This is a genomic window from Streptomyces sp. NPDC058691, assembly GCF_042714775.1.
Classification (GTDB): Bacteria; Actinomycetota; Actinomycetes; order Streptomycetales; family Streptomycetaceae; genus Actinacidiphila.
This window is the reverse complement of the sequence record NZ_JBHXSO010000002.1, coordinates 270507-290405: the sequence shown is the minus strand read 5'-3', so window position 1 is coordinate 290405 and position 19899 is coordinate 270507. Positions and strand designations below refer to the sequence as shown.

Annotated in this window: 19 protein-coding genes, 2 tRNA genes and 1 pseudogene; 6 read left to right on the top strand and 16 right to left on the bottom strand. The window is 70.6% G+C overall.

The window, feature by feature from the left end:
- Positions 1-104 precede the first annotated feature (104 nt).
- The 5 genes from clpX to ACFWVC_RS02740 form a co-directional block, all read right to left on the bottom strand.
- Entirely contained in the window at positions 105-1388 is a 1284-nt protein-coding gene (gene clpX / locus ACFWVC_RS02760) for an ATP-dependent Clp protease ATP-binding subunit ClpX (protein ID WP_319661338.1), read from the bottom strand.
- Between the two features lie 185 nt (positions 1389-1573).
- Positions 1574-2245 carry an ATP-dependent Clp protease proteolytic subunit gene (locus ACFWVC_RS02755; protein ID WP_384274934.1) on the bottom strand — a complete coding sequence of 224 codons (672 nt, stop codon included), beginning with the start codon at positions 2243-2245 and terminating at the stop codon, positions 1574-1576.
- Between the two features lie 61 nt (positions 2246-2306).
- Positions 2307-2909 carry an ATP-dependent Clp protease proteolytic subunit gene (locus tag ACFWVC_RS02750; protein ID WP_384275019.1) on the bottom strand — a complete coding sequence of 201 codons (603 nt, stop codon included), beginning with the start codon at positions 2907-2909 and terminating at the stop codon, positions 2307-2309.
- A gap of 244 nt (positions 2910-3153) precedes the next feature.
- Positions 3154-4563: a trigger factor gene (tig, locus tag ACFWVC_RS02745; protein ID WP_384274929.1), complete on the bottom strand. Its 1410-nt coding sequence runs from the start codon at positions 4561-4563 to the stop codon at positions 3154-3156.
- A gap of 152 nt (positions 4564-4715) precedes the next feature.
- A tRNA-Pro gene (locus tag ACFWVC_RS02740) sits at positions 4716-4792 on the bottom strand.
- 112 nt (positions 4793-4904) lie between these two features.
- Between ACFWVC_RS02740 and ACFWVC_RS02735 the strand changes: the two genes are divergently transcribed.
- Positions 4905-4975 (top strand) — tRNA-Gly (locus ACFWVC_RS02735).
- Between the two features lie 12 nt (positions 4976-4987).
- On the opposite strand, the pseudogene ACFWVC_RS02730 reads toward ACFWVC_RS02735, so the two are convergent.
- A pseudogene (locus ACFWVC_RS02730) lies at positions 4988-5325 on the bottom strand (replication initiator); the annotation flags it as partial.
- Positions 5326-5510: 185 nt separating this feature from the next.
- Between ACFWVC_RS02730 and ACFWVC_RS02725 the strand changes: the two are divergent.
- A complete protein-coding gene (locus tag ACFWVC_RS02725; protein WP_384274924.1) occupies positions 5511-6530 on the top strand; it encodes a helix-turn-helix domain-containing protein in 1020 nt (339 codons plus the stop codon).
- A 75-nt stretch (positions 6531-6605) separates the two neighbouring features.
- Here ACFWVC_RS02725 and ACFWVC_RS02720 read toward each other — a convergent pair whose 3' ends face one another.
- From ACFWVC_RS02720 to ACFWVC_RS02705, 4 genes are all read right to left on the bottom strand, one after another.
- A complete protein-coding gene (locus ACFWVC_RS02720) occupies positions 6606-7166 on the bottom strand; it encodes a TetR/AcrR family transcriptional regulator (RefSeq protein ID WP_384275013.1) in 561 nt (186 codons plus the stop codon).
- Positions 7167-7188: 22 nt separating this feature from the next.
- Positions 7189-8025: an alpha/beta fold hydrolase gene (locus ACFWVC_RS02715; RefSeq protein WP_384274918.1), complete on the bottom strand. Its 837-nt coding sequence runs from the start codon at positions 8023-8025 to the stop codon at positions 7189-7191.
- 141 nt (positions 8026-8166) lie between these two features.
- Positions 8167-9090 carry an NADP-dependent oxidoreductase gene (locus ACFWVC_RS02710; RefSeq protein ID WP_384274913.1) on the bottom strand — a complete coding sequence of 308 codons (924 nt, stop codon included), beginning with the start codon at positions 9088-9090 and terminating at the stop codon, positions 8167-8169.
- Positions 9091-9151: 61 nt separating this feature from the next.
- A complete protein-coding gene (locus ACFWVC_RS02705; protein ID WP_384275006.1) occupies positions 9152-9790 on the bottom strand; it encodes an HD domain-containing protein in 639 nt (212 codons plus the stop codon).
- Between the two features lie 137 nt (positions 9791-9927).
- Here ACFWVC_RS02705 and ACFWVC_RS02700 point away from each other — a divergent pair, with 137 nt between their 5' ends.
- Positions 9928-10920 (top strand): GlxA family transcriptional regulator, encoded by a 993-nt coding sequence (locus ACFWVC_RS02700; RefSeq protein ID WP_384274907.1) that lies wholly within the window; start codon positions 9928-9930, stop codon positions 10918-10920.
- Positions 10921-10947: 27 nt separating this feature from the next.
- On the opposite strand, the gene ACFWVC_RS02695 is transcribed toward ACFWVC_RS02700, so the two are convergent.
- From ACFWVC_RS02695 to ACFWVC_RS02685, 3 genes are all read right to left on the bottom strand, one after another.
- On the bottom strand, positions 10948-12888 hold the full coding sequence (locus ACFWVC_RS02695) for a hypothetical protein (RefSeq protein WP_384274904.1): 1941 nt from the start codon (positions 12886-12888) through the stop codon (positions 10948-10950).
- 91 nt (positions 12889-12979) lie between these two features.
- Positions 12980-13849, bottom strand: a complete 870-nt coding sequence (locus ACFWVC_RS02690; RefSeq protein ID WP_384274898.1) for an alpha/beta fold hydrolase — start codon at positions 13847-13849, stop codon at positions 12980-12982.
- A gap of 54 nt (positions 13850-13903) precedes the next feature.
- Positions 13904-14518 carry an HdeD family acid-resistance protein gene (locus ACFWVC_RS02685; RefSeq protein WP_384274893.1) on the bottom strand — a complete coding sequence of 205 codons (615 nt, stop codon included), beginning with the start codon at positions 14516-14518 and terminating at the stop codon, positions 13904-13906.
- A gap of 228 nt (positions 14519-14746) precedes the next feature.
- On the opposite strand from ACFWVC_RS02685, the gene ACFWVC_RS02680 reads away from it, so the two are divergent.
- Complete coding sequence (locus ACFWVC_RS02680) at positions 14747-15208, top strand: SseB family protein (protein ID WP_384274887.1); 462 nt, start codon at positions 14747-14749, stop codon at positions 15206-15208.
- A 74-nt stretch (positions 15209-15282) separates the two neighbouring features.
- On the opposite strand, the gene ACFWVC_RS02675 is transcribed toward ACFWVC_RS02680, so the two are convergent.
- Complete coding sequence (locus tag ACFWVC_RS02675; RefSeq protein WP_384274881.1) at positions 15283-15735, bottom strand: Lrp/AsnC family transcriptional regulator; 453 nt, start codon at positions 15733-15735, stop codon at positions 15283-15285.
- A 116-nt stretch (positions 15736-15851) separates the two neighbouring features.
- Here ACFWVC_RS02675 and ACFWVC_RS02670 point away from each other — a divergent pair, with 116 nt between their 5' ends.
- On the top strand, positions 15852-16856 hold the full coding sequence (locus ACFWVC_RS02670) for an asparaginase (protein WP_384274875.1): 1005 nt from the start codon (positions 15852-15854) through the stop codon (positions 16854-16856).
- Between the two features lie 61 nt (positions 16857-16917).
- On the opposite strand, the gene ACFWVC_RS02665 is transcribed toward ACFWVC_RS02670, so the two are convergent.
- A complete protein-coding gene (locus tag ACFWVC_RS02665) occupies positions 16918-17112 on the bottom strand; it encodes a hypothetical protein (RefSeq protein WP_384274868.1) in 195 nt (64 codons plus the stop codon).
- 461 nt (positions 17113-17573) lie between these two features.
- Between ACFWVC_RS02665 and ACFWVC_RS02660 the strand changes: the two genes are divergently transcribed.
- Positions 17574-18764 carry an acyltransferase family protein gene (locus ACFWVC_RS02660; protein WP_384274862.1) on the top strand — a complete coding sequence of 397 codons (1191 nt, stop codon included), beginning with the start codon at positions 17574-17576 and terminating at the stop codon, positions 18762-18764.
- Here the strand turns inward: ACFWVC_RS02660 and ACFWVC_RS02655 are convergent.
- Entirely contained in the window at positions 18745-19887 is a 1143-nt protein-coding gene (locus tag ACFWVC_RS02655) for a PP2C family protein-serine/threonine phosphatase (protein ID WP_384274859.1), read from the bottom strand. The genes ACFWVC_RS02660 and ACFWVC_RS02655 overlap by 20 nt on opposite strands.
- Between the last annotated feature and the right edge of the window lie 12 nt (positions 19888-19899).

Genomic DNA, 19899 nt, shown 5'->3' with positions numbered 1-19899 from the left:
AGGCTCATTTCCGGGCCGACAGCCCCTAAAATAATTTGGGCCTCTAAACTGTGGGGGGTCGCCCCGCCTGGGGCGGGCCCCCCCCTCACATGTCTCGGGAAGCGCTACGCGCTCTTCTGCTCACCCTTGCCGATGATGCGCGGTTCGCGCGGCACCAGGGTGGGGTTCACGTTGGAGTGAACGACGTCCTCGCTGATGACGACGCGCGCGACGTCCTTGCGGGACGGCACCTCGTACATGACCGACATCAGCACCTCCTCCATGATGGCGCGCAGACCGCGCGCGCCGGTCTGGCGGAGGATGGCCTGGTCCGCGATGGCCTCCAGCGCGCCGCGCTCGAACTCGAGCTCGACGCCGTCGAGCTCGAACAGCCGCTGGTACTGCTTGACCAGGGCGTTGCGCGGCTCGACGAGGATCTGCAGCAGGGCCTCGCGGTCGAGGTTGTGGACACTGGTGATGACCGGCAGACGGCCGATGAACTCGGGGATCATGCCGAACTTGACCAGGTCCTCGGGCATGACCTCGGAGAACTGGTCGGCCGCGTCCATCTCGCGCTTGGAGCGGATGGTCGCGCCGAAGCCGATGCCCTTGGCGCCCGCGCGGGACTCGATGATCTTCTCCAGGCCGGCGAAGGCACCGCCCACGATGAAGAGCACGTTGGTGGTGTCGATCTGGATGAACTCCTGGTGCGGGTGCTTGCGCCCGCCCTGCGGCGGCACCGAGGCCGTGGTGCCCTCCAGGATCTTCAGCAGCGCCTGCTGGACGCCCTCACCGGAGACATCGCGGGTGATCGACGGGTTCTCGCTCTTGCGGGCGACCTTGTCGATCTCGTCGATGTAGATGATCCCGGTCTCGGCCTTCTTGACGTCGTAGTCGGCCGCCTGGATCAGCTTCAGCAGGATGTTCTCGACGTCCTCGCCGACGTAACCGGCCTCCGTCAGCGCCGTGGCGTCCGCGATCGCGAACGGCACGTTGAGCATCCGGGCCAGGGTCTGCGCCAGCAGGGTCTTGCCGGAGCCCGTGGGGCCCAGCAGCAGGATGTTGGACTTGGCGAGTTCGATGCCGTCGTCGTGACCGCGGCCGCCGTTCTCACCGGCCTGCACCCGCTTGTAATGGTTGTAGACCGCGACGGAGAGCGCCTTCTTCGCCGGCTCCTGGCCGACGACGTAGCTCTCCAGGAACTCATAGATCTCGCGCGGCTTGGGGAGATCCTCCCAGCGCACCTCGGAGGACTCGGCGAGCTCCTCCTCGATGATCTCGTTGCAGAGATCGATGCACTCGTCGCAGATGTACACACCGGGCCCTGCGATGAGCTTCTTCACCTGCTTCTGGCTCTTTCCGCAGAATGAGCACTTGAGCAGGTCGCCGCCGTCACCGATGCGTGCCACGAGGTGCTTCCCCTTCGCCTGGGTCCCGTCAGTTCGACGAGTCCTGGTGCTTGCGTATCGACGGTACCTTGCCGCGCCCCCAGTGCGGGCCCCCCTTGGAACGACTGGGCCGTGACCTGCACAACCCCGCCGCCCCAAGAGGGGACTTTCGTGCCTCACGAGGCCCGTAAGGCCTCTGGCGGTCCTCAGACCGCGACGCTCGAGCTCTTCCGGGTCGAGACGATCTGGTCGACCAGACCGTAGGAGAGAGCCTCCTCGGCGGTGAGGATCTTGTCGCGCTCGATGTCGTCGCGGATCTTCTCGATCGGGGTGCTGGAGTGCTTGGCGAGCATCTCCTCGAGCTGCGCACGCATGCGCAGGATCTCGTTGGCCGCGATCTCCAGGTCGGAGACCTGGCCGCGGCCGGTCTCGCTGTACGGCTGGTGGATCAGGATGCGGGCGTTCGGCAGCGCCATGCGCTTGCCGGGCGTGCCGGCGGCCAGCAGCACCGCGGCGGCGGAGGCCGCCTGGCCCATGCAGACCGTCTGGATGTCCGGCTTGACGAACTGCATCGTGTCGTAGATGGCCGTCAGCGCCGTGAAGGAGCCGCCGGGGCTGTTGATGTAGACCGAGATGTCGCGGTCCGGGTCCATCGACTCCAGGCACAGCAGCTGCGCCATGACGTCGTTGGCGGACGCGTCGTCGATCTGCACGCCCAGGAAGATCACGCGCTCCTCGAAGAGCTTCGCGTACGGGTCGTACTCGCGAACGCCCTGGGAGGTGCGCTCGATGAAGCGCGGGACGACATAGCGGGCCTCGGCGGCGCTCGTACGGTCGTAGATGCCGCTGCCGGGGAAGTTCTGGGTGGTCACGTTCACCGTCCTGATGATGAGCAGAGGGCTGGGGTCGGTCCTGCGGGGCTGATCGGGCTCAGGCCCGTCAGGCGCCCGTGCCGCCGCCGCCCGGTACGTTCACCGCGTGCGTGATGACGTCGTCGATCAGGCCGTACTCCTTGGCCGCGTCGGCGGAGTACCAGCGGTCGCGGTCGGAGTCGCGGGTGATCTCCTCGACACTACGGCCGGAGTGCTGCGCGATCAGCTCGGCCATGCGCTTCTTGGTGCGCAGCAGCTGCTCGGCGTGGATCTTGATGTCGGACGCCGAACCGGCGAGACCGGCGGACGGCTGGTGCATCAGGATGTCGGTGTTCGGCAGCGCGAAGCGCTTGCCCGGCGTACCGGCCGTCAGGAGGAACTGGCCCATGGAGGCGGCCAGGCCCATGGCGATGGTGACCACGTCGTTCTTGATGAACTGCATGGTGTCGTAGATCGCCATGCCGGCGGTCACGGAGCCGCCGGGGCTGTTGATGTAGAGGTAGATGTCCTTGTCCGGCTGGGCGGCAAGGAGGAGCAGCTGCGCGGTGATCTTGTTGGCGATGTCGTCGTCAACAGGCTGGCCGAGGAAGATGATCCGCTCGCCGAGCAGCCGGTTGTAGACCTGGTCGCCGAGGCCACCGATGGTCGGCTCGCCGGCGGCGGAAGGCATCGGAGTCGTCACGTATCCACCTGCTCGTTGTCGGACGGCGCTGAGCCGTCTCAGGGACTTCTCGTAGGGCACGGGCCCTCGTACTTACGGACCCTAACGCGCAGGTAGGGCCCGGCAATCCCCCACGCGAAACTGTTCGCTGTGAGCGCAGGCAAGGCCTACGCCGTGAGCGAACCCAAGCAGAACGGGCCCGGACGCGGGGGGCGTCCGGGCCCGTCATACGACGCATCGGGCGGCGCGAGGCTCAGGCCTCGGCGCCGTCCTTCTTCGCCTCGTCCTTGGCCTCGTCGCCGGCCGCGGGGGTCTCGGAGGAAGCCTCGACCGTCTCGCCGGTCTCGTCCTCCTCGTCCTCCAGGTCGACGACCTCGCCGTTGGTGTCCTTGACCGTCGCGGCCTCGACGACCAGGGCCAGCGCCTTGCCGCGGGCGACCTCGCCCACCAGCAGCGGCACCTGGCCACCCTCGACGACGGCCTGGGCGAACTGGTCGGGGCTCATGCCGGAGGAGGCGGCACGGCGCATGAGGTGCTCGGTGAGCTCCTCCTGGTTGACCGAGAGCTTCTCCTTGGAGACGAGCTCGTCCAGCACGAACTGGGTCTTGATGCCCTTCTTCGCCTGCGACTCGATCTCCGCGTCGTACTCTTCGCGGGTCTTGCCCTCGCGCTCCAGGAACGTGTCCCAGTCCAGGCCCAGGGCCGGGAACTGGTGGTGCTCCAGGTTGTGCGTGCGGGTCTCGATCTCGTCGTTCAGGAGCTTCTCGGGCAGCGGGATCTCCACCAGCTCCAGGAGGGCGTCGAGCACCTTCTCCTGCGCCTGGGTGGCCTGGTCGTACTGCTTGATGCGCTCCTGGCGCTTGACGGCGTCGGCGCGCAGCTCCTCCAGCGTGTCGAACTCGCTGGCCAGCTGGGCGAAGTCGTCGTCCAGCTCCGGAAGCTCGCGGGACTGCACGGAGGTCACGTCGACCTTGACCTCGGCCGCCTGGCCGGCCGCGGAGCCGCCCTTGAGCTCGGAGGTGAAGGTGGCGGAACCGCCGGCCTCGAGGCCGGTGACGGCCTCGTCGATGCCGTCGAGCAGCTGGCCGGAGCCGATGGTGTAGCTGACGCCCTTGGCGACGCCGTCCTCCAGCACCTCGCCGTCGACCTTGGCCTCAAGGTCCACGACGACGACGTCGCCGTCGGCGGCGGCGCGCTCGACCACCGTGGTGGACGCGAAGCGCTCGCGCAGCTGGTCCATGGACTTCTCGACGTCCTCGTCCGACACCTCGAGGGCGTCGACGGTGACCTCGATGCCGGAGTAGTCCGGGATCTCGATGACGGGACGGATGTCCACCTCGGCGGTGAACTTCAGTTCCTCACCGTCGTTGAACTCGGTGATGTCGACCTCGGGCTGGCCGAGGACGTTGAGCTCGCCCTCGTTGACCGCCTCCGTGTAGAACTTCGGCAGGGCGTCGTTGATGGCCTCTTCGAGGACCGCGCCACGGCCGAACCGCTGGTCGATGACGCGCGCGGGGATCTTGCCCTTACGGAAGCCCGGCACCGTGACCTGCTGGTTGATCTTTTTGTACGCCGCGTCGAGGCTGGGCTTGAGCTCCTCGAAGGGCACCTCGACAGTGAGTCGAACCCGGGTCGGGTTCAGAGTCTCGACGGCGCTCTTCACGGTTGGGTCTCCTTGGGGGCTTTACGTTGATGGGCGGCCGCTCGGCGATCATGCGGATTCGGCGGTGCGGCCGCATGCCGGGTGGCCAGCAACCCATCCTACCGGTACCACAAACGTGCAGCCGGGCCTCTCCGGCGCATGGCGCCGAGGACTGGTCGGGGTGGCCGGATTCGAACCGACGACCTTCCGCTCCCAAAGCGGACGCGCTACCAAGCTGCGCCACACCCCGTCGGTGCGACACGTAGAGTACATGCCCCGGCACACCCCGGCGGCCATATATCCGGGTGCGCGCGGGCCAGGTCGATCGGCTACGATGCGGTGTGCCAGAATGACTGGCCGTTGCGGGCGTAGCTCAATGGTAGAGCCCCAGTCTTCCAAACTGGCTACGCGGGTTCGATTCCCGTCGCCCGCTCTGCAGGACGAAGGCCCAGGTCAGGGGAGGTTTTCCCCGGCCTGGGCCTTCGTCGTTCCCGGGGGGTGGATCAGGGCCGTCGGCGGCTTCGGCGAAGGACAGCCGGGCAGGTCACGGAAGGCGCGTTGGGTCAGTCCGGCGCGCTCGGCGACCTCGCGGCGCAGGTAGATGGAGAAGCGCCGCCACAAGGCTCCGGCGTGCGCGTCCCACAGCACGGCCGCTTCACAGGTCGAGCAGGCGCGTTCCCGGGTTACCGCACGTATGGTCCGCCGTGCGGCACGTCCGGCCCGCAGATGGGGCACCCGCCCGGTGCGGGGCGGCAAGGCCCTCTGGGCCGAAGTGGACCTCCCCCACACATCCGGCCGCCGATCGATTGCCCGTCGGGGCGCCGAGTGCGGAGGTCCGCAGCGCGAGGGCAGTGCGGAAATAAAGGTGCACGATACAGTAAAAGCCGCCAAACGGGCCATTTGCCGCAGTACCGTGGAGGCCTGCCGCCGCAGCGCAGGCTCCGCGACCAGTTCAGGAGGCAGCCCGCATGGCAGATCGACTCGATGTGGCGTCGCTGGCTCCCGGCGATCGCGCGGACGCGATCCGTGAATTCTCGTGGTCCATCAACGGCCGCATAGAGGTGGACCTTCCGCCGAACCCGAATCGCCTGAGGGCCCATGCGACCACCAACGCGGTGGGGTCGGTGAAAGTCTCGGAAATCGGCTGGAACGTGGCCCGCCTCCGCCGTGCCACCGCCCCGGTGGACGAGGACATGGTGCCCCACGTTCTCGTCCATCTCCAGGAAGCGGGGGTCTCCCGGCTCCACCAAGGGGGCAGGCAGGGTGTGACACGGGCGGGGGATCTCGCGGTGCTTGAGAACACGAAGCCCTACGAGGTCTTTTTCCACGGCACGATGCGTTCGGTCCTCGTGCGCGTTCCCACGCACGTCCTGGGGCTGCGGCCGTCCCTGCTCGACCAGGTCACAGCTGTACGACTCGGTTCGGAGCGCCCGGTCGTGGGTGCCACAGCAGCGTTTTTCACCCGGCTGGCCCGTGATCAGGCCGCTGTCGGCGAGGCTGAGACCGACCTGTTCGCGGAGCCCTGTGTCGACCTGATCAGAGCCGTGGTCACCGTGGCCCTGGGCCGGGACGACCTGGCCAGAGCGCCGCTGAACAGCACGCTTCTTCAGCGTGTTCAGGAATACGTCCGCCTCCACTTGGCAGAGCCCGACCTGACCGCCACACGTATCGCCGCCGAGCATCAGATTTCCGTGCGTCAGCTCTACGTGACCCTGTCCCGAGCGGGAATCACCCTCGGCGAATGGATAAGGACGCAGCGCCTCGAAGAGTGCAGGAGAGAACTGGCGTCGTCGGTGCATCAGTTCATGACGGTCGAGGCGATCGCCCATCGGTGGGCGTTCGCCAGCGCGCCCCACTTCAGTCGCGTTTTCAAGGCGGCGTACGGTGTGAGCCCCAGCGAGTTGCGGCTGCAACATGCGGCGGCGAGAGCAGACTTTCACCCCCCACAGTGCCTTCCCGGCCAGGCAACCCCGGCCAGGCCTGCCTGACCGTCACCGCCGGTCAAGCCCTGGACGGTGTGCCGGCCGGGGTGGCGCCGTCCCGTGGGTTCCGGTGACGGCGCATCAGCTGTCGGCCCGCATGCCCTCCTCTCGCATGGCGCGCAGGCCCCGGTCGGTGAAGGCGATCAGCCACTCGAAGCTCTCGTCGATGTCGGCGCTCCACCGGAAACTGTTGGCCGCCTGCAACGTCGCGAAGCCGTGGAAGAGGCTGCGGAGCATGCGCAGGGCGTGGTCCACGTCGGACTCTGCGACGTCATAGCCGCGCAGGACCGCTGTGAACGGGCCGAGCGACCGCCGGCTCGCGGTGATCAGCGGATCGTCCGGGCCGGACGGTTCCAGGCCGATCGTCGCGCCGTACCGGCCGGGATGTTCCAGGACGAAGGCGCGGAAGGAGCGCGCCGCGGCCGCCAGGGCGTCGCGGCCCGCGTACCCCTGGACCGCGCGTCCGATGGCATCGCCGGCTTCGCTCAGGGCGAGGGCCGCGATGCGCCGGATGAGATCCTCCTGGCCGCCCACGTGCTTGTACAGGGACGGGGTGCGCACGCCCAGCCGCTCGGCCAGCAGTCCCATCGTGAGGTTGGCGAGGCCCACCTCGTCGGCGAGGGCGGCACCGGCCGCGACCACGGTTGCCTGGTCCAGGCCGGCCCTAGGCACGGGAGGCGACCGATCGGAGGAAGTCGAGCATGAGGGTGACCACCTGGTCGGGGAACTGGTCGTGGGGGTAGTGCCCGGCACCCTCGATCATCTCCAGGCGGCCGAGGCCGGACGGCAGGGCGTCGACGATCGCCGAACCCTCGGCGTGCGGGTCGGCCCAGTCGGGGTCGAGCGTGGCCATCACGACCAGGACCGGGCTGTGGACGTTGCCGAGCTGCGCGCCGGCGTCGGTCGGGGCGTTGCGGCCCATGGCCTGCAGGGCCTTCATCCGGCCCGGCTCGCGCAGCAGGGAGTCGATGCGGCCGAGCCGCTCGGCCCAGTCGGCCGGCTTCACGCCGGGGTAGGCCACGTCGAGGTACGACCGCCAGAGCGGCACGCTGCCGAGCACGCCCGTGCCGAGCAGTCGCATCATGCCCTGCCGGAAGCGCTTCACCCGCAGGTCGCCGAGGCGGATGGACTGTTTGCGGGTGAACGGCGCCAACTCGACGACGGCGCTGACGAGCGAGGGCTCTTGCGCCGCGGCGATGGTGGCGGCGCCGCCGGAGATCGAGTGGCCGACGAGCACGGCCGGGCCGCCCAGGTGGCGGATCACGGCGAGCAGGTCGCCGGCGATGGCGGTGCGGCTCCAGGCCGGCCAGTCGACGCTGGACTCGCCGCAGCCGCGAAGGTCGACCGCGGCGACCCGATAGCCGGCCGCCACCAGCGGCGGTATCACGGCACGGTAGGCGGCGCGGCTGTCGCCCATGCCGTGTGCGAGAACGATCAGCGGGCCCGATCCCGCCACTTCGTAGGCGATCGTGCCACCGTCAACAGCAAGGTACTCGGTCATGACACCCCTCCGGACTGGTTAATCTTGTTAGCTACAAGCTAATGCTGTTAGCCAATCCTGTCAACGGTGAACTCCGGGCACGGGCAGGGTGTGTGGGCCCGCCGCGCGGGCCCAACGGTGTCCGGGCGCGCCCCGGTCGGCTCAGTCCTCGGTGACCCGGACGATCGTCTTGCCGCGCGTGCGGCGCCCGTCGGGAGAGAAGGCCGCGGGCGCTCCGGACAGGGGCAGCACATCCCCGACGAGCACCTTGAGCCGCCCGTCCCGCACACGCTGGACGAGATCCGCGAGGCGGAGCCGGTCGGCTTCGACGACGAAGAACACGGCCCGCCCGTCGTCGGGCCGGACCGCGGGGGGCTCCGCGATGGTGACGAGCGTGCCGCCGGCGCGGACCAGCGCGGTCGACCGTTCGAGGAGGTCGCCGCCGAGCACATCGAATACGAGATCGACCTCGCCGACGTCCTCGAGCCGGTCGTTCTGCAAGTCCACGAAGGTGTCCGCGCCGAGACCGAGTGCGGTGTCCCTGTCGGCGGCCCGGCCGGTGCCGATCACCCGGGCGCCCGCCTCGCGCGCGAGCTGCACGGCGATCGACCCGACCCCGCCGGCGGCACCGTGGATCAGCACGGTCTGGCCCGCAGTGACTCGGCCGTGCTCGAACAGGCCCTGCCATGCGGTCAGCCCGGAGATCGGCAGCGCGGCGGCCACCGTGTGGTCGACGTCCGCCGGGAGCGGAGTGAGGTTGCGGGCCTCCACCGAGGCGTACTCGGCCAGTGAGCCGTTCCGGGTCCAGTCGGCCAGTCCGAACACCCGCTGACCGACGGTCAGGCCCGTGGTTCCGTAGCCCAGTCCGGCCACCACGCCCGAGAGTTCGTGCCCGGGCACGCTCGGCGTCCGGTCGCGGCCGGCCCGGTCGGACCAGGTTCCCGGCCACGTGAGTTCCCCCCGTGTGAAGCCCGCGGCATGCACGCGCACGACGACATCGTTCTCGGCGGCGTGCGGATACGGCATGTCCGTGAGGGAGAGCCCAGCGGCTCCGGCGGCACGGTCTCGAGCGATGACGGCTTTCATGTCAGTTCCTTTGCTGGGGAATTCTCGAATTGAACTTCGCGGGGGCTCCGCGGCTCGCCGATCAGCTCGGCCAGGGCGCGCCGATGATGCGCTCGACCGTGGTGGTGCGGCGGAAGCCGGGAACGAAGTGCTCCAGCACGTCCGCGTTCACGGTTCCGTTCGTGGTCTCCGGGCGGTGTTCCAGGCCGTCGACGAAAGCCTGGAGGAACTCGTTCTTGAAGTCGCCCCGCGGATGGAGAGCGGTGATTTCCTCCACCTGGGCGCGATCCAGCTCGTCCAGCCCCAGGCCGAGCACGTCGGTGAGGACCCCGAAATTCGTGATGGCGATCTCCGGGCCCATCCGGCCGGGAATTCCCGGCGTCGTGTGCAGCGCGATGGCCGTCCAGACCACGTCGGCGGCGTCGGCCGGGAAACCGCGGTCGAGCATGAACGTGCGCGCGTGGTCGGCACCATCGACCTCGAAGCGCTGCTCCACGTCGGAAAAGGGCGTCATGAGGCCGAGGTCGTGGAACATGGCGGACAGGTAGAGCAGTTCCGGATCCGGTTCCAAGCCGAGTCGGCGCGCGTGAAGGACGCCGAAGACGAAAACGCGCCGGGAGTGGTGGTAGAGGAGAGGACGGGTCGCCTCCCGAATGAGGCGGGTGGCTTCGGCGACCGCCGCTGTTTCGGGAATCTCCACCCCCGCGATGATCTCAGTCATGACATCTGCGCTTTCTGATACCGGTGTGCTAGGAATGAACGGTGTTTCCGTCTTCCACACTGCCGACCACCAGGGGTTCGGCGCCACCTCGGTCCCGCCATGAGTCACCCGAATCCGGACAGGCGGAGAATGGGGACGTGAGTTCCGCCGCGCATCGGGTCGTGATCCTCGTCTATGACGGGGTCACCCTGCTGGACGTGGCGGGCCCCGCGGAGGTGTTCGCGGAAGCGAACCGGTTCGGTGCCGACTACCAGGTCGTGCTGGTCTCACCCACCGGGGCCGACGTCACCTCGTCCATCGGAATCCGGATCGCGGTCGAGGCCGCCGCCTCGGCGTCCGCTCCCGATACGTTCCTGGTGGCCGGCGCGGACCTCTACCCGCGCGATCCGGTCGCCGGCGATCTGGTCGAGGCCACGCGGACGCTGGCGGTCCGGGCCGACCGGGTCGCGTCCATCTGCACCGGAGCGTTCGTCCTCGGCGCCGCCGGTCTCCTGGACGGCAAGCGCGCGACCACACACTGGAAGGTCACCCACGAACTCGCCGCCCGGTGCCGGGCCAGCCGCGTCGAACCCGATGCGATATACGTTCGCGACGGCTCCACGTACACCTCGGCGGGGGTGACCGCCGGCATCGACCTGGCGCTGGCACTCGTCGAGGAGGATCACGGTCCTGATCTGACCCGCGACGTCGCCCGGGCCCTGGTGGTCTATCTGCAGCGTTCGGGCGGCCAGTCACAGTTCTCCGTCCCGCTGCAGGGGCCACCGCCCCGATCCCCGGCCATCCGCAGGATCACCGACCTGGTGACGGCCGACCCCGCGGGAGACCACTCGGTCGGGGAACTCGCCAGACACCTCAACCTGAGCTCCCGGCATCTCAGCCGGCTCTTTCGCGACGAACTGTCCACCACGCCGGCCCGGTACGTGGAGACGATCCGGTTCGACATGGCCAAAGCCCTGCTCGACCAAGGGCACACCGCGACCCAGGTGGCGTCGCTGGCCGGATTCCCGAGTTACGAGAGCATGCGGCGGGTCTTCGCGCGGAAGATGTCGATCAGCCCCGCCGCCTATCAGCGCCGCTTCAGAACGGCGCAGCGCGCCGACAGCGGCGGCACCGTCCGCCCGGTGGCCTGAACCCCCGCGCGGACCGGTGCCGTTCCGTCAGTCCGCGACGTGGATCCCGGCGAATCCGGCCCAGTTGCGTCCGATGCGCACCCAGCGTGGCGCGTCGGTGCCGGGGGCGGCCGGCGGGTCGTCGCGGAGGCGGCCGGTGAACAACGGGCGCAGGTCGGTGTCGCGTTCGGCCCAGGCCGCGGAGAACTGGCTGCGGGTGACGCGGAGGCTGCTGTTGAGCTGGGCGACGGCCGCGCGGGCGCAGTCCTCGCGCCACTCGTCGCCGGACCAGGTGACGGACCCCGCGGGCGGCGTCACGTTCAGGGCGAGGCTCAGGAAGCACGCGGCGTTGTAGTAGACGAGGTACCCCGCGGAGGCGCGGTTGGGCACGCGGTGCCCCGGCGCGGGGCCGGTGATCAGGGCCTGGGCGTGGGTACGCCGCCGGGGTCCCCGCCGGTGCCACGGTCCGGGGGCGGGGGAACCGGCGCCCGCGTGGCCGCCGCCGCGCCGGTGGTCGGCGTGGAGCATGCGGCGTATCCCCCAGTCGGGTCCGCTCCACAGCCAGCTCCAGCGCGCCCACACGCCGCCCGTCACCTCCTTGGCGACCGTGACGAACGCCTCGCGCAGCCGGTCGGGCTCCGGCTGACGGTTCATGCGCAGTTCCTCGGCCGCCTCAGCGATGCGCACGGCCGCGAGGAAGGAACGCCGGCGGGTGCGCAGCGCCGGGCGGGGCCGCTCCATGGCGAACCACTGGCGCCAGTAACGGCGTTCACCGAGGTTGCGGCGGCCGAAGAGCCACGTGCGGGCGTAGCGGCGGGCCATGGCCGACCAGGACAGCCGGTTCAGGAGCAGCCGCAGGTGCTCCCGGGAGTCGCGCTCGTAGTCCTCGGGCCGGTGACCGCCGCGCGCGCGTGCACGGTTCTGCTCCGCGCAGGCGATGGACAGGCGGTAGGCGGTCTCGACGTGCTCGGGCCACAGCTGGACGCAGTCCTCGTAGATCTCGATGGCGTGCTGGATGTGGGCGGCGGGCTCCTCCGCGCCCCCGTCCTGCCCCATGAGCTCCAGGACGCCGGCCTGGTGGAGGCGCACGGTGAGGTTGCCGGGGACCAGCGCGGCGGCCTCCTCGTAGTGCCGCAGGGCGTGCCGGTAGTGGGCGCGCTCCTGGGCGGGGTCGTTGCGCTTCTTCGCGGCCAGCGCCTCCTCCTGCGCCCGCACGCCCATGCGGTGGAAGCGGTACGAGTCGTAGTCGTCGCCCCAGCTCTCCCAGCGGGGGATGCGGTCCTGCGAGCGGGGGTCGCCGAGGATCTTGACCGCGCAGTAGCAGGCGATCCGCTCGTACAGCCGCCGGTCGCGCCGCCGGATCTCCTCGTCCGTGGGGTCGGGCCCGGTGTCCTCGCCCTCCATGACGGTGGCGGCCACCACGGTGTTCTTGGGCATGTAGAGGATGCGGACCGAGAAGCGGGGCGGCTTGTCGTCGGCCGACAGGCAGTGCAGCATCACGTGGTACGCCCGCGGCCGGAAGAGGGCGAGGCGCTTCATCACGTCCACCCAGCCGTGCGGCGAGGACGTCGTCTCCGGTGCCGGGTCCGGGCCGGTGGGGGTGCCGCTGCCGGGGGTCAGGACGCGCGGGCCGAGCGCGTCGGCGGCCATGTGCTCGGTGATGTACGCGGCCAGTTCCCCTGTGCGCGCGGACTCCCGGCCGTGGCCGTTGCCGTGCGCGTGCTCCGTCCCGCCGTGCCCTCCGCCGTTGCCCCGGTGGCCGTTGGCCTGGCCGCCGAGGAGGCCGCGGTCCTCGGACACCACCACCGGCAGCAGGCGGTTGCCGCGGTGGCGCAGCATCAACCCTGAGCCCAGGCGTACGGCGACCACGATCACGATCACCGCGAAGATGCCGAGCACCCACACGGCGGTGCCGCCCGACTGCTGCCAGAACCCGTCCCAGAAACCGCCGTCATCGCCCGCGGCGGGCGCCGCGAATCCCATCCCCATGGCACATCCCCCCGTCACACTCCCCGAACGCATGTTTCCCGCCACGGGAGATCGACAATCCGCCAAACGGCCGGGACGGGCCGCGGCGGGATCACCCGCCCGGGGCGCGGCTCCTGCCGGAGGTCTGGGCGACGAGCCAGTCGAGGACCTCGGGGGCGGTGGTGAGGACCGAGACATGGCCCTCGTCCGGGAGGACCCGGAGCTCGGCGCTGGGCATGCGGCCGGCGAGCCAGGCGGCATGACCGGCCGGGACCATGCGGTCCTGCCCGCCGTGGAGGAGGAGGACGGGCGTACCGACCGCCGCCGGGTCGAAGCCCCAGGGGGCGACGTAGGCGAGGTCGTCGTCGATCATGCCGTCGGGTTCACCCTCGAGTGCCTGGCCGGCGACCGAGGCGAGCCAGGCCCATTCGCCGGCCAGTGCGGCGTGATCGGCGGGGGTGAACATCTCCGGGTCGTAGTCACTGGTGGCCAGGTACTCCTCCAGCGGGGCGCGGCCCGCGGCGGACGCCCTCAGCTCGGCCACGCTCGTCGGGCACAGGCCGGCGAACCAGTCGAGCCCCTCCGCGTCGTACGGGGCGAGTCCGGAGCCGCTGACCGTCGCGACCACGCGGTCCGGGAGCAGCGCGGCGCACGCGAGGGCGTGCGGGCCTCCGCCGGAGTGGCCGAGGACGGCGAAGCGCCCGATCCCGAGGGCGTCGGCGACGGCGGCGACGTCCGCGGCGGCGGCCGCGATGTCCCGGCCGGGGTGCGGGGTGGAGCCGCCGTACCCGGGGCGGTCGTACGAGAACCAGCGGATGCCGCGCTTCTCCGCGGCGTCGAAGAGGGGCTCCGGCGGCGTCCCCACATTGGGCGTGCCGTGGAGCCAGACGACGGCGAGGCCGTCGCCGCCTGCCCCCGGCCCCGTGTCGTAGTAGTGAAGGGTTCGTCCGTCGCGCAGCCTGGTGTCCGCTTCGGTGACCATGCGCCGAGTCTAGGAACCGGGTCTGACAGCGGTGCGGTTTTCGCCGCCGCGGGCTCAGCCGGCCGGCTGGTGGGACGCCGGGAGGCGGGGCGGGTGGTGGGCCGCCACGGAGCGGACCTGGAAGGCGTGGACGATCTCGGCGGCACCGAGGACGATCAGCCACACTCCGGACACCAGGGTGAGGGCGGCGAGGGAGCCGAAGGGCGAGACGATCAGGACGATGCCCGCCAGGAGGGTGAGGGCGCCGAAGAAGATCTGCCAGCCGCGGGCGGGCAGGCCCTCGGTGGAGATCGCCGAGGCGATCATCATGATGCCGCGCAGCAGCCAGCCGAACCCGATCCAGAGGGCGAGCAGCAGCAGGGACTGCGCGGCCCCGCGGAAGCAGATCAGGCCGAGCAGGATGCTCAGCGCGCCGGTGACGAAGTTCAGCACCCGCATGCCGCCGGGCACGTGCGGGCCGAAGGCGCCGGCCAGCTGGAAGACACCGCTGATCAGCAGATAGAGACCGAAGAGGACTCCGACCACGAGCAGCGTCTCGCCGGGCCAGGCCAGGACGAAGACGCCGAGGGCGATCGCGGCGACTCCGGCGGTGAGGAGGATCTGCCAGCCCGATTTGGAGAGGGCGCCGAGGAATCCCGCGGGCATCGGGGCGGAGGGGTCGGTGGTCATGGCACCCGCCTTTCGCGGACGGACTCGAAGACCTTCCGGGAGCCCCACCATCGTGCGTTGCCCCGGGCGGGGCCGCCAGCCGTCCACATTGTTGGGGATGGGCCGCTTATGCGGCGGCCTCCCGGGCAGGCGCCGTGAGTACGACAGGACCCCGCCGACGAGGCGGCGGCACACGGAGGGTCGCCGTTCCGGACCGTCCGAAGGCAACGCCCGGCAAGAGGAGACTTCATGAACGCCCCGACATCGCGCGAGAACGCCGCCCTGCCCGAGGACGCGCCGTCCGCGACGGAGATGGCCCAGACCGAGGCCGTGCTTGCCGAGCTCGCGGGCAAGACCGCGCTGCTGCCGCAGGTGCCGCCGGCCGACGGCGAGGAGCCGCGCCCCGACGGGGCCATCTCGCTGCCGGTGATCGAGCAGGACGGCACCCAGTACATCCCCGTGTTCACCGCCGAGGAGACGCTTGTGGCGGCGGGCGGGGACCCGGCGACCGCGGTGCGCATCCCCGTCGCCGACCTGGCCGCGAACTGGCCGACCGACGACCTGTGGCTGGCGGTCGACCCGTCCACCGAGGAGGGCCTGGCCCTGCCCCCGGACCTGGTGCGGGCGCTGCCCGTCTTCGCCGAGGCCGCCGAAGGGGCCGGCATGGAGGAACGCGACGCCGGGGAGTCCGGGCGGAGCCCGCTCGGCTGAGCGGGCGGCCTGGCCTCTCACCTGATCCCCCGGTCACCTGATCCCGCGGTCGCCGGGGCACGCCGGCGCCACCGCTATCCGACGGGCACGCCCCGCGGTTCCTTGATGCGCTTCATGATCATCTGTGAGTTGACCTCGCTCACCCCCGGCAGCGAGATCAGCCTCTCGGTCCAGAAGCGCTCGTAGGCGTCGCTGTCCTTCACGGCGATGCGCAGCAGGCAGCCGGGCGCGCCGTACAGCCGGTACGCCTCCACGATGTCCGGCGTGGCCCGCACCTGCGCTTCGAACGCCTCGACGGACTCACGGTCCCGGCGCACCTCGACGGAGGCGAACACCTCGAAGCCGCGGCCCACGGCGCCCGGGTCGACCACCGCGCGGTAGCTCTGGATCACGCCGTCCTCCTCCAGCTGGCGCACCCGGCGCAGACAGGGCGAGGGGGTCAGGCCGACGCGGGCGGCGAGCTCCTGGTTGGTGAGCCGGCCATCCGCCTGGAGTTCGCGCAAGATACTTCTGTCGATGGCGTCCATAGTGGCGTCTTCTACCACGATCACGCGGTCTACGCGGGCTGATTCGCAATCGTGTGCCGGATCCTTGCGCATATCCTTGCGGCGGAGGATTGGGCGCGCACGCGAGCGAGGGACACGTGAAGCACATCGTCGTGATCGGCACCGGCGGCACGATCGCCAGCCGGTGGCAGGGGGTGGGTTACGCGGCCGAGGCCGCCGGCCGCGAGGTGCTGGCGGCGGGCGCGGTCCCCGAGGGCGTCGAGGTCACCGTCCGGGACCTGTTCACGGTGAACAGTTCCCGGCTGACCACCGCCCACCAGATGCGGTTGCTGCACACGGTGCACGAGGTGCTGGCCGACCCGGCCGTGGACGGCATCGTGATCACGCACGGCACCGACACCATGGAGGAGTCGGCCTTCCTGCTCGACCTCCACCACGACGACCGGCGCCCGGTGGTGTTCACCGGCGCGCAACTGCCCCTGGACTCCGCCGACGGCGACGCCGCGGGCAATCTGTACGACGCCCTGCTGACCGCCGCGAACGCCCAGGACGTCGGCGTGGTCATCGCCTTCGGCGGCTTCGTGCACGCCGCCCGCGGCACCGTCAAGGCGCACACGCTGGATGTGCGGGCCTTCGCCGACCCGTCGGGACGGCCGCTGGGCCGGGTGAAGTTCGGCGAGATCGCGTGGGGCAGGCCGCTTCCGCGGGCCGCCGCGCTGCCGCTGCCGGACCCCGGTGCGACGGCGCCGCGCGTCGATGTGGTGATGCATCACGTCGACGCCGACCCGGTCCTCTTCGACGCCGCGCTGCAGGCCGGCGCGAGGGGCATCGTGCTGGTGGGCACCGGCGCCGGCAACGCCACCCCGGAGTTCACCGAGGCCGTGCGCCGGGCGGTGGACGCGGGCGTGCTGGTCGCGGTGAGCACCCGGGTCGCGGCGGGCCCGGTGGCGCCGATGTACACCGGCGGGGGCGCCGTGGACCTCGCGGCGGCCGGCGCCGTACTGGCCGGCACGCTGCGCGCGGGGCAGGCCAGGATCGCCGTGCTGAGCGCCCTGCTGTCGGCGACGGACCCCGCGGGGCGCACCGAAGCGTTGCGGCGCATCGTCGGGACCGCTCAGGAGCGCACACCCGCGGCCGTCTGAGCCCGGGTCAGCACCCCATCCCGTCGAACACCGCCCGCCGCCCGCCGGACGGCCCGCACCATCAGAGGTTGATCTGGTTGATGGTGTCGGCCAGCGAGTCGAGGAACTTGTTGATCGCGGGCGCCATGCCCGTGGAAGCCAGGAAGAAGCCGAACAGCGCGGCGATGATCGCCGGTCCCACTTTGAGCGATTTGCCCCTGATGAGTACGACCATAATGATCGCCAACAAGAGCACCACGGACAGGGAGATGGCCACAGGGGATCACATCCTCGGTCTGACGCCTCATCGTTCCGGGGGAGCCGCGGCCGCCGCGCCCCCGCGACGTCCATCGTGCCACCTGCCACCGACACCGAGACCCCGCAGGGCTCACCTTCCCCGCCGGCCGGGGGCGCACACCTGTGACGCGGGACACCGCGTTCGCCGGACGATCACCAGGAGATCACTTCCCGATCGCTTTCCGGCGGCGAATCCGGCAATTGCGTGACGCGTTCGAACCGAATATCCACCAAATCGTTGCCGTGCACACCCGGTTGAGCGCAAAGGATCACCAGGGACGCCGGACGGTTGCCACTTCGTCCTGTTCAACCGTTATTTGGCTGTACATAACCGGACGGACAGGACATGGGAGTGGGATGCCAACTCCGGGGTAGCAGCGGTGTTATCCGTATTCCAGCACGAATTTACTCGACAGGGTTCAACTCGCTATGGTGCCTCAAATGTTCCCGCCCCCGCAGACGAACACCCTGCCCCCGCAGACATTTGAAGGCGCTCTCCAGCCGGCCCGGACGGGGGGCGCGACGCAGACCGCGACGCCCGTGCCGGCGCCCCGGAAGGAGGCGTCCGGCAGTCCGCGCGAGGCGGCCGGGTCCGGTCGCGGCGGCTCCGCCGGCACCCGCGACGCGTTCTTCGACAACGCCAAGTACCTCGCCATCGTCCTGGTCGCGATGGCCCACGCCTGGGAGCCGCTCTCCGGCCGCAGCCGCCCCACCGAGGCGCTGTACATGCTCGTGTACGCCTTCCACATGCCGGCGTTCATCGTCATCTCCGGCTACTTCTCCCGGAACTTCGACGCCCGCCCGAACCAGCTCAAGCGTCTGATCACCGGCGTCGTCGTGCCGTACGTGATCTTCGAGACGGCGTACACCCTCTTCAAGCGCTGGGGAGACCACACCCCCTCGACGCCGATCAGCATCTTCGACCCCTGGTACCTGACCTGGTTCCTGGTCGCCCTGTTCATCTGGCGGATGACCGCCCCGATCTGGCGGATCGTGCGCTATCCCGTCGCCGTGTCCCTGGTGATCGCCGCGGTCGCCACGTCCTCGGCCGGCATCGGCGAGACCCTGGACCTCCAGCGCGTCCTGCAGTTCCTGCCGTTCTTCGTGGTGGGCCTGTGCGCGAAGCCGGAGTGGTTCCACATCATGCGCGGGCGCTGGATGCGCGTCCTGACGGTGCCGGTCTTCGCCGCCGCGCTGGCCGTCACCTACTGGGCGGCGCCGCGCACGACGTCGGTGTGGCTCTACCACCGGACGGACGTGGGCGAGCTGGGCATCCCCCAGTGGGCCGGCGTCGTGACGACCGTCGGCCTCTTCGGATGCTCGCTCCTGCTGACCGCGTGCTTCTTCGCCTGGGTGCCGCGCCGCCGCATGTGGTTCACGGCACTGGGCGCCGGGACGCTCTACGGCTACCTGCTGCACGGCTTCCTGGTGAAGGGCGTCCTGTTCTGGAACCTGTACGACCAGCACTGGGTGAACACCCTGCCGGGCAAGGCGGCTCTCACCGTGATCGCGGCGGCCGTGGTCACCGTGCTGTGCACGCCGCCGGTGCAGCGGCTGTTCCGCTTCGCGGTGCAGCCGGAGATGGCCTGGGCGTTCCGCCGTACCGAGCCGGTCAGTCCCGGCACACGATGAGCAGGGCGCGGTCGTCGTTGACGTCCTTGGCGACCGCCTCGATCAGCTGCCAGGCCGAGCCCCGGAAGCCGTGCGCGACATAGCGGTCGGCCTCGCCGATGAGCCGGTCGATGCCCTCGGCGAGATCGCGGCCGGCGGCCTCCACCAGGCCGTCGGTGAACAGCAGCAGGACGTCGCCGGAGCGCAGCGTGCCCTTGACGCCGTGGAACTCGGCACCGTCGTAGACGCCCAGCAGCGGGCCCTCGGCCGCCTTCTCCTCCCAGCGGCCGGTGCCGGCGCTGAGCTGCATACCGGGCAGGTGCCCCGCGGAGAGCAGTTCGTAGTCGCCGGTCTCCAGGTCCAGCACCAGGTGGACGGAGGTGGCGAAGCCCTCGTCCCAGTTCTGCCGCAGCAGATAGCCGTTGGCGGCGGTGAGGAAGGCGTGCGGCGGGAGCGAGCCCAGCAGCCCGCCGAACGCGCCGGACAGCAGCAGGGCGCGTGAGCCGGCGTCCATGCCCTTGCCGGAGACGTCGGTGAGGACGGCTTCCAGGATCCGCCCGCCGGTGGTGCGGGTGGCCACCACGAAGTCGCCGGAGAACGACTGGCCGCCGGCCGGGCGCAGCGCCATCTCCGCGTGCCAGCCGTCCGGCAGCCGCGGGATACGGCTCTGCACCCGGATGCGCTCGCGCAGGTCGAAGAGCATGGTGCCGCCGCGCATCCAGGGCACGCCGACCCGGGCACGGAACTGGGCGACGACCAGCCCCGCGAGGGCGACCGCCGCCACGACCAGCACGGTCCCCGGGGTGACCCGGCCCACACCCTCCCGGTACGGGCCCAGCACCGCGGACTCCACGACCAGCGCCACGGCCGAACCGCCGTACAGCAGCAGCAGGCTCGACGGCCGCAGCAGCAGACCGCCGATGAGGACGGGGAGCACCAGCGTGGTGGGCGGGCACCACTGCGGGGCGAGCACGGTGCCCCACGCGATCACGGGGATGCAGAGCAGCAGGACGACCAGCGCCAGCCAGTCGGCGGCGTCGCCGCGGAAGTAGTCGACCGCGGATTTGCGCAGGACGACGCGAGCCCGGTGGACCGTCCTCCCCCACCTGGCCCTCAAGCCGTCTCCTACCGGGCGTTGTGCCATGTTCCCGGCGAC

Bases quoted from the DNA above. Each gene is read 5' to 3' on its own strand.
- ACFWVC_RS02675 (WP_384274881.1), bottom strand. From the start codon at position 15,735: ATGGACGCCATCGACAGAAGTATCTTGCGCGAACTCCAGGCGGATGGC.
- ACFWVC_RS02725 (WP_384274924.1), top strand. From the start codon at position 5,511: ATGGCAGATCGACTCGATGTGGCGTCGCTGGCTCCCGGCGATCGCGCG.
- ACFWVC_RS02705 (WP_384275006.1), bottom strand. From the start codon at position 9,790: ATGACTGAGATCATCGCGGGGGTGGAGATTCCCGAAACAGCGGCGGTC.
- ACFWVC_RS02680 (WP_384274887.1), top strand. From the start codon at position 14,747: ATGAACGCCCCGACATCGCGCGAGAACGCCGCCCTGCCCGAGGACGCG.
- ACFWVC_RS02660 (WP_384274862.1), top strand. From the start codon at position 17,574: ATGTTCCCGCCCCCGCAGACGAACACCCTGCCCCCGCAGACATTTGAA.
- ACFWVC_RS02715 (WP_384274918.1), bottom strand. From the start codon at position 8,025: ATGACCGAGTACCTTGCTGTTGACGGTGGCACGATCGCCTACGAAGTG.
- ACFWVC_RS02685 (WP_384274893.1), bottom strand. From the start codon at position 14,518: ATGACCACCGACCCCTCCGCCCCGATGCCCGCGGGATTCCTCGGCGCC.
- ACFWVC_RS02695 (WP_384274904.1), bottom strand. From the start codon at position 12,888: ATGGGGATGGGATTCGCGGCGCCCGCCGCGGGCGATGACGGCGGTTTC.
- ACFWVC_RS02710 (WP_384274913.1), bottom strand. From the start codon at position 9,090: ATGAAAGCCGTCATCGCTCGAGACCGTGCCGCCGGAGCCGCTGGGCTC.
- ACFWVC_RS02690 (WP_384274898.1), bottom strand. From the start codon at position 13,849: ATGGTCACCGAAGCGGACACCAGGCTGCGCGACGGACGAACCCTTCAC.
- ACFWVC_RS02655 (WP_384274859.1), bottom strand. From the start codon at position 19,887: ATGGCACAACGCCCGGTAGGAGACGGCTTGAGGGCCAGGTGGGGGAGG.
- ACFWVC_RS02750 (WP_384275019.1), bottom strand. From the start codon at position 2,909: ATGCCTTCCGCCGCCGGCGAGCCGACCATCGGTGGCCTCGGCGACCAG.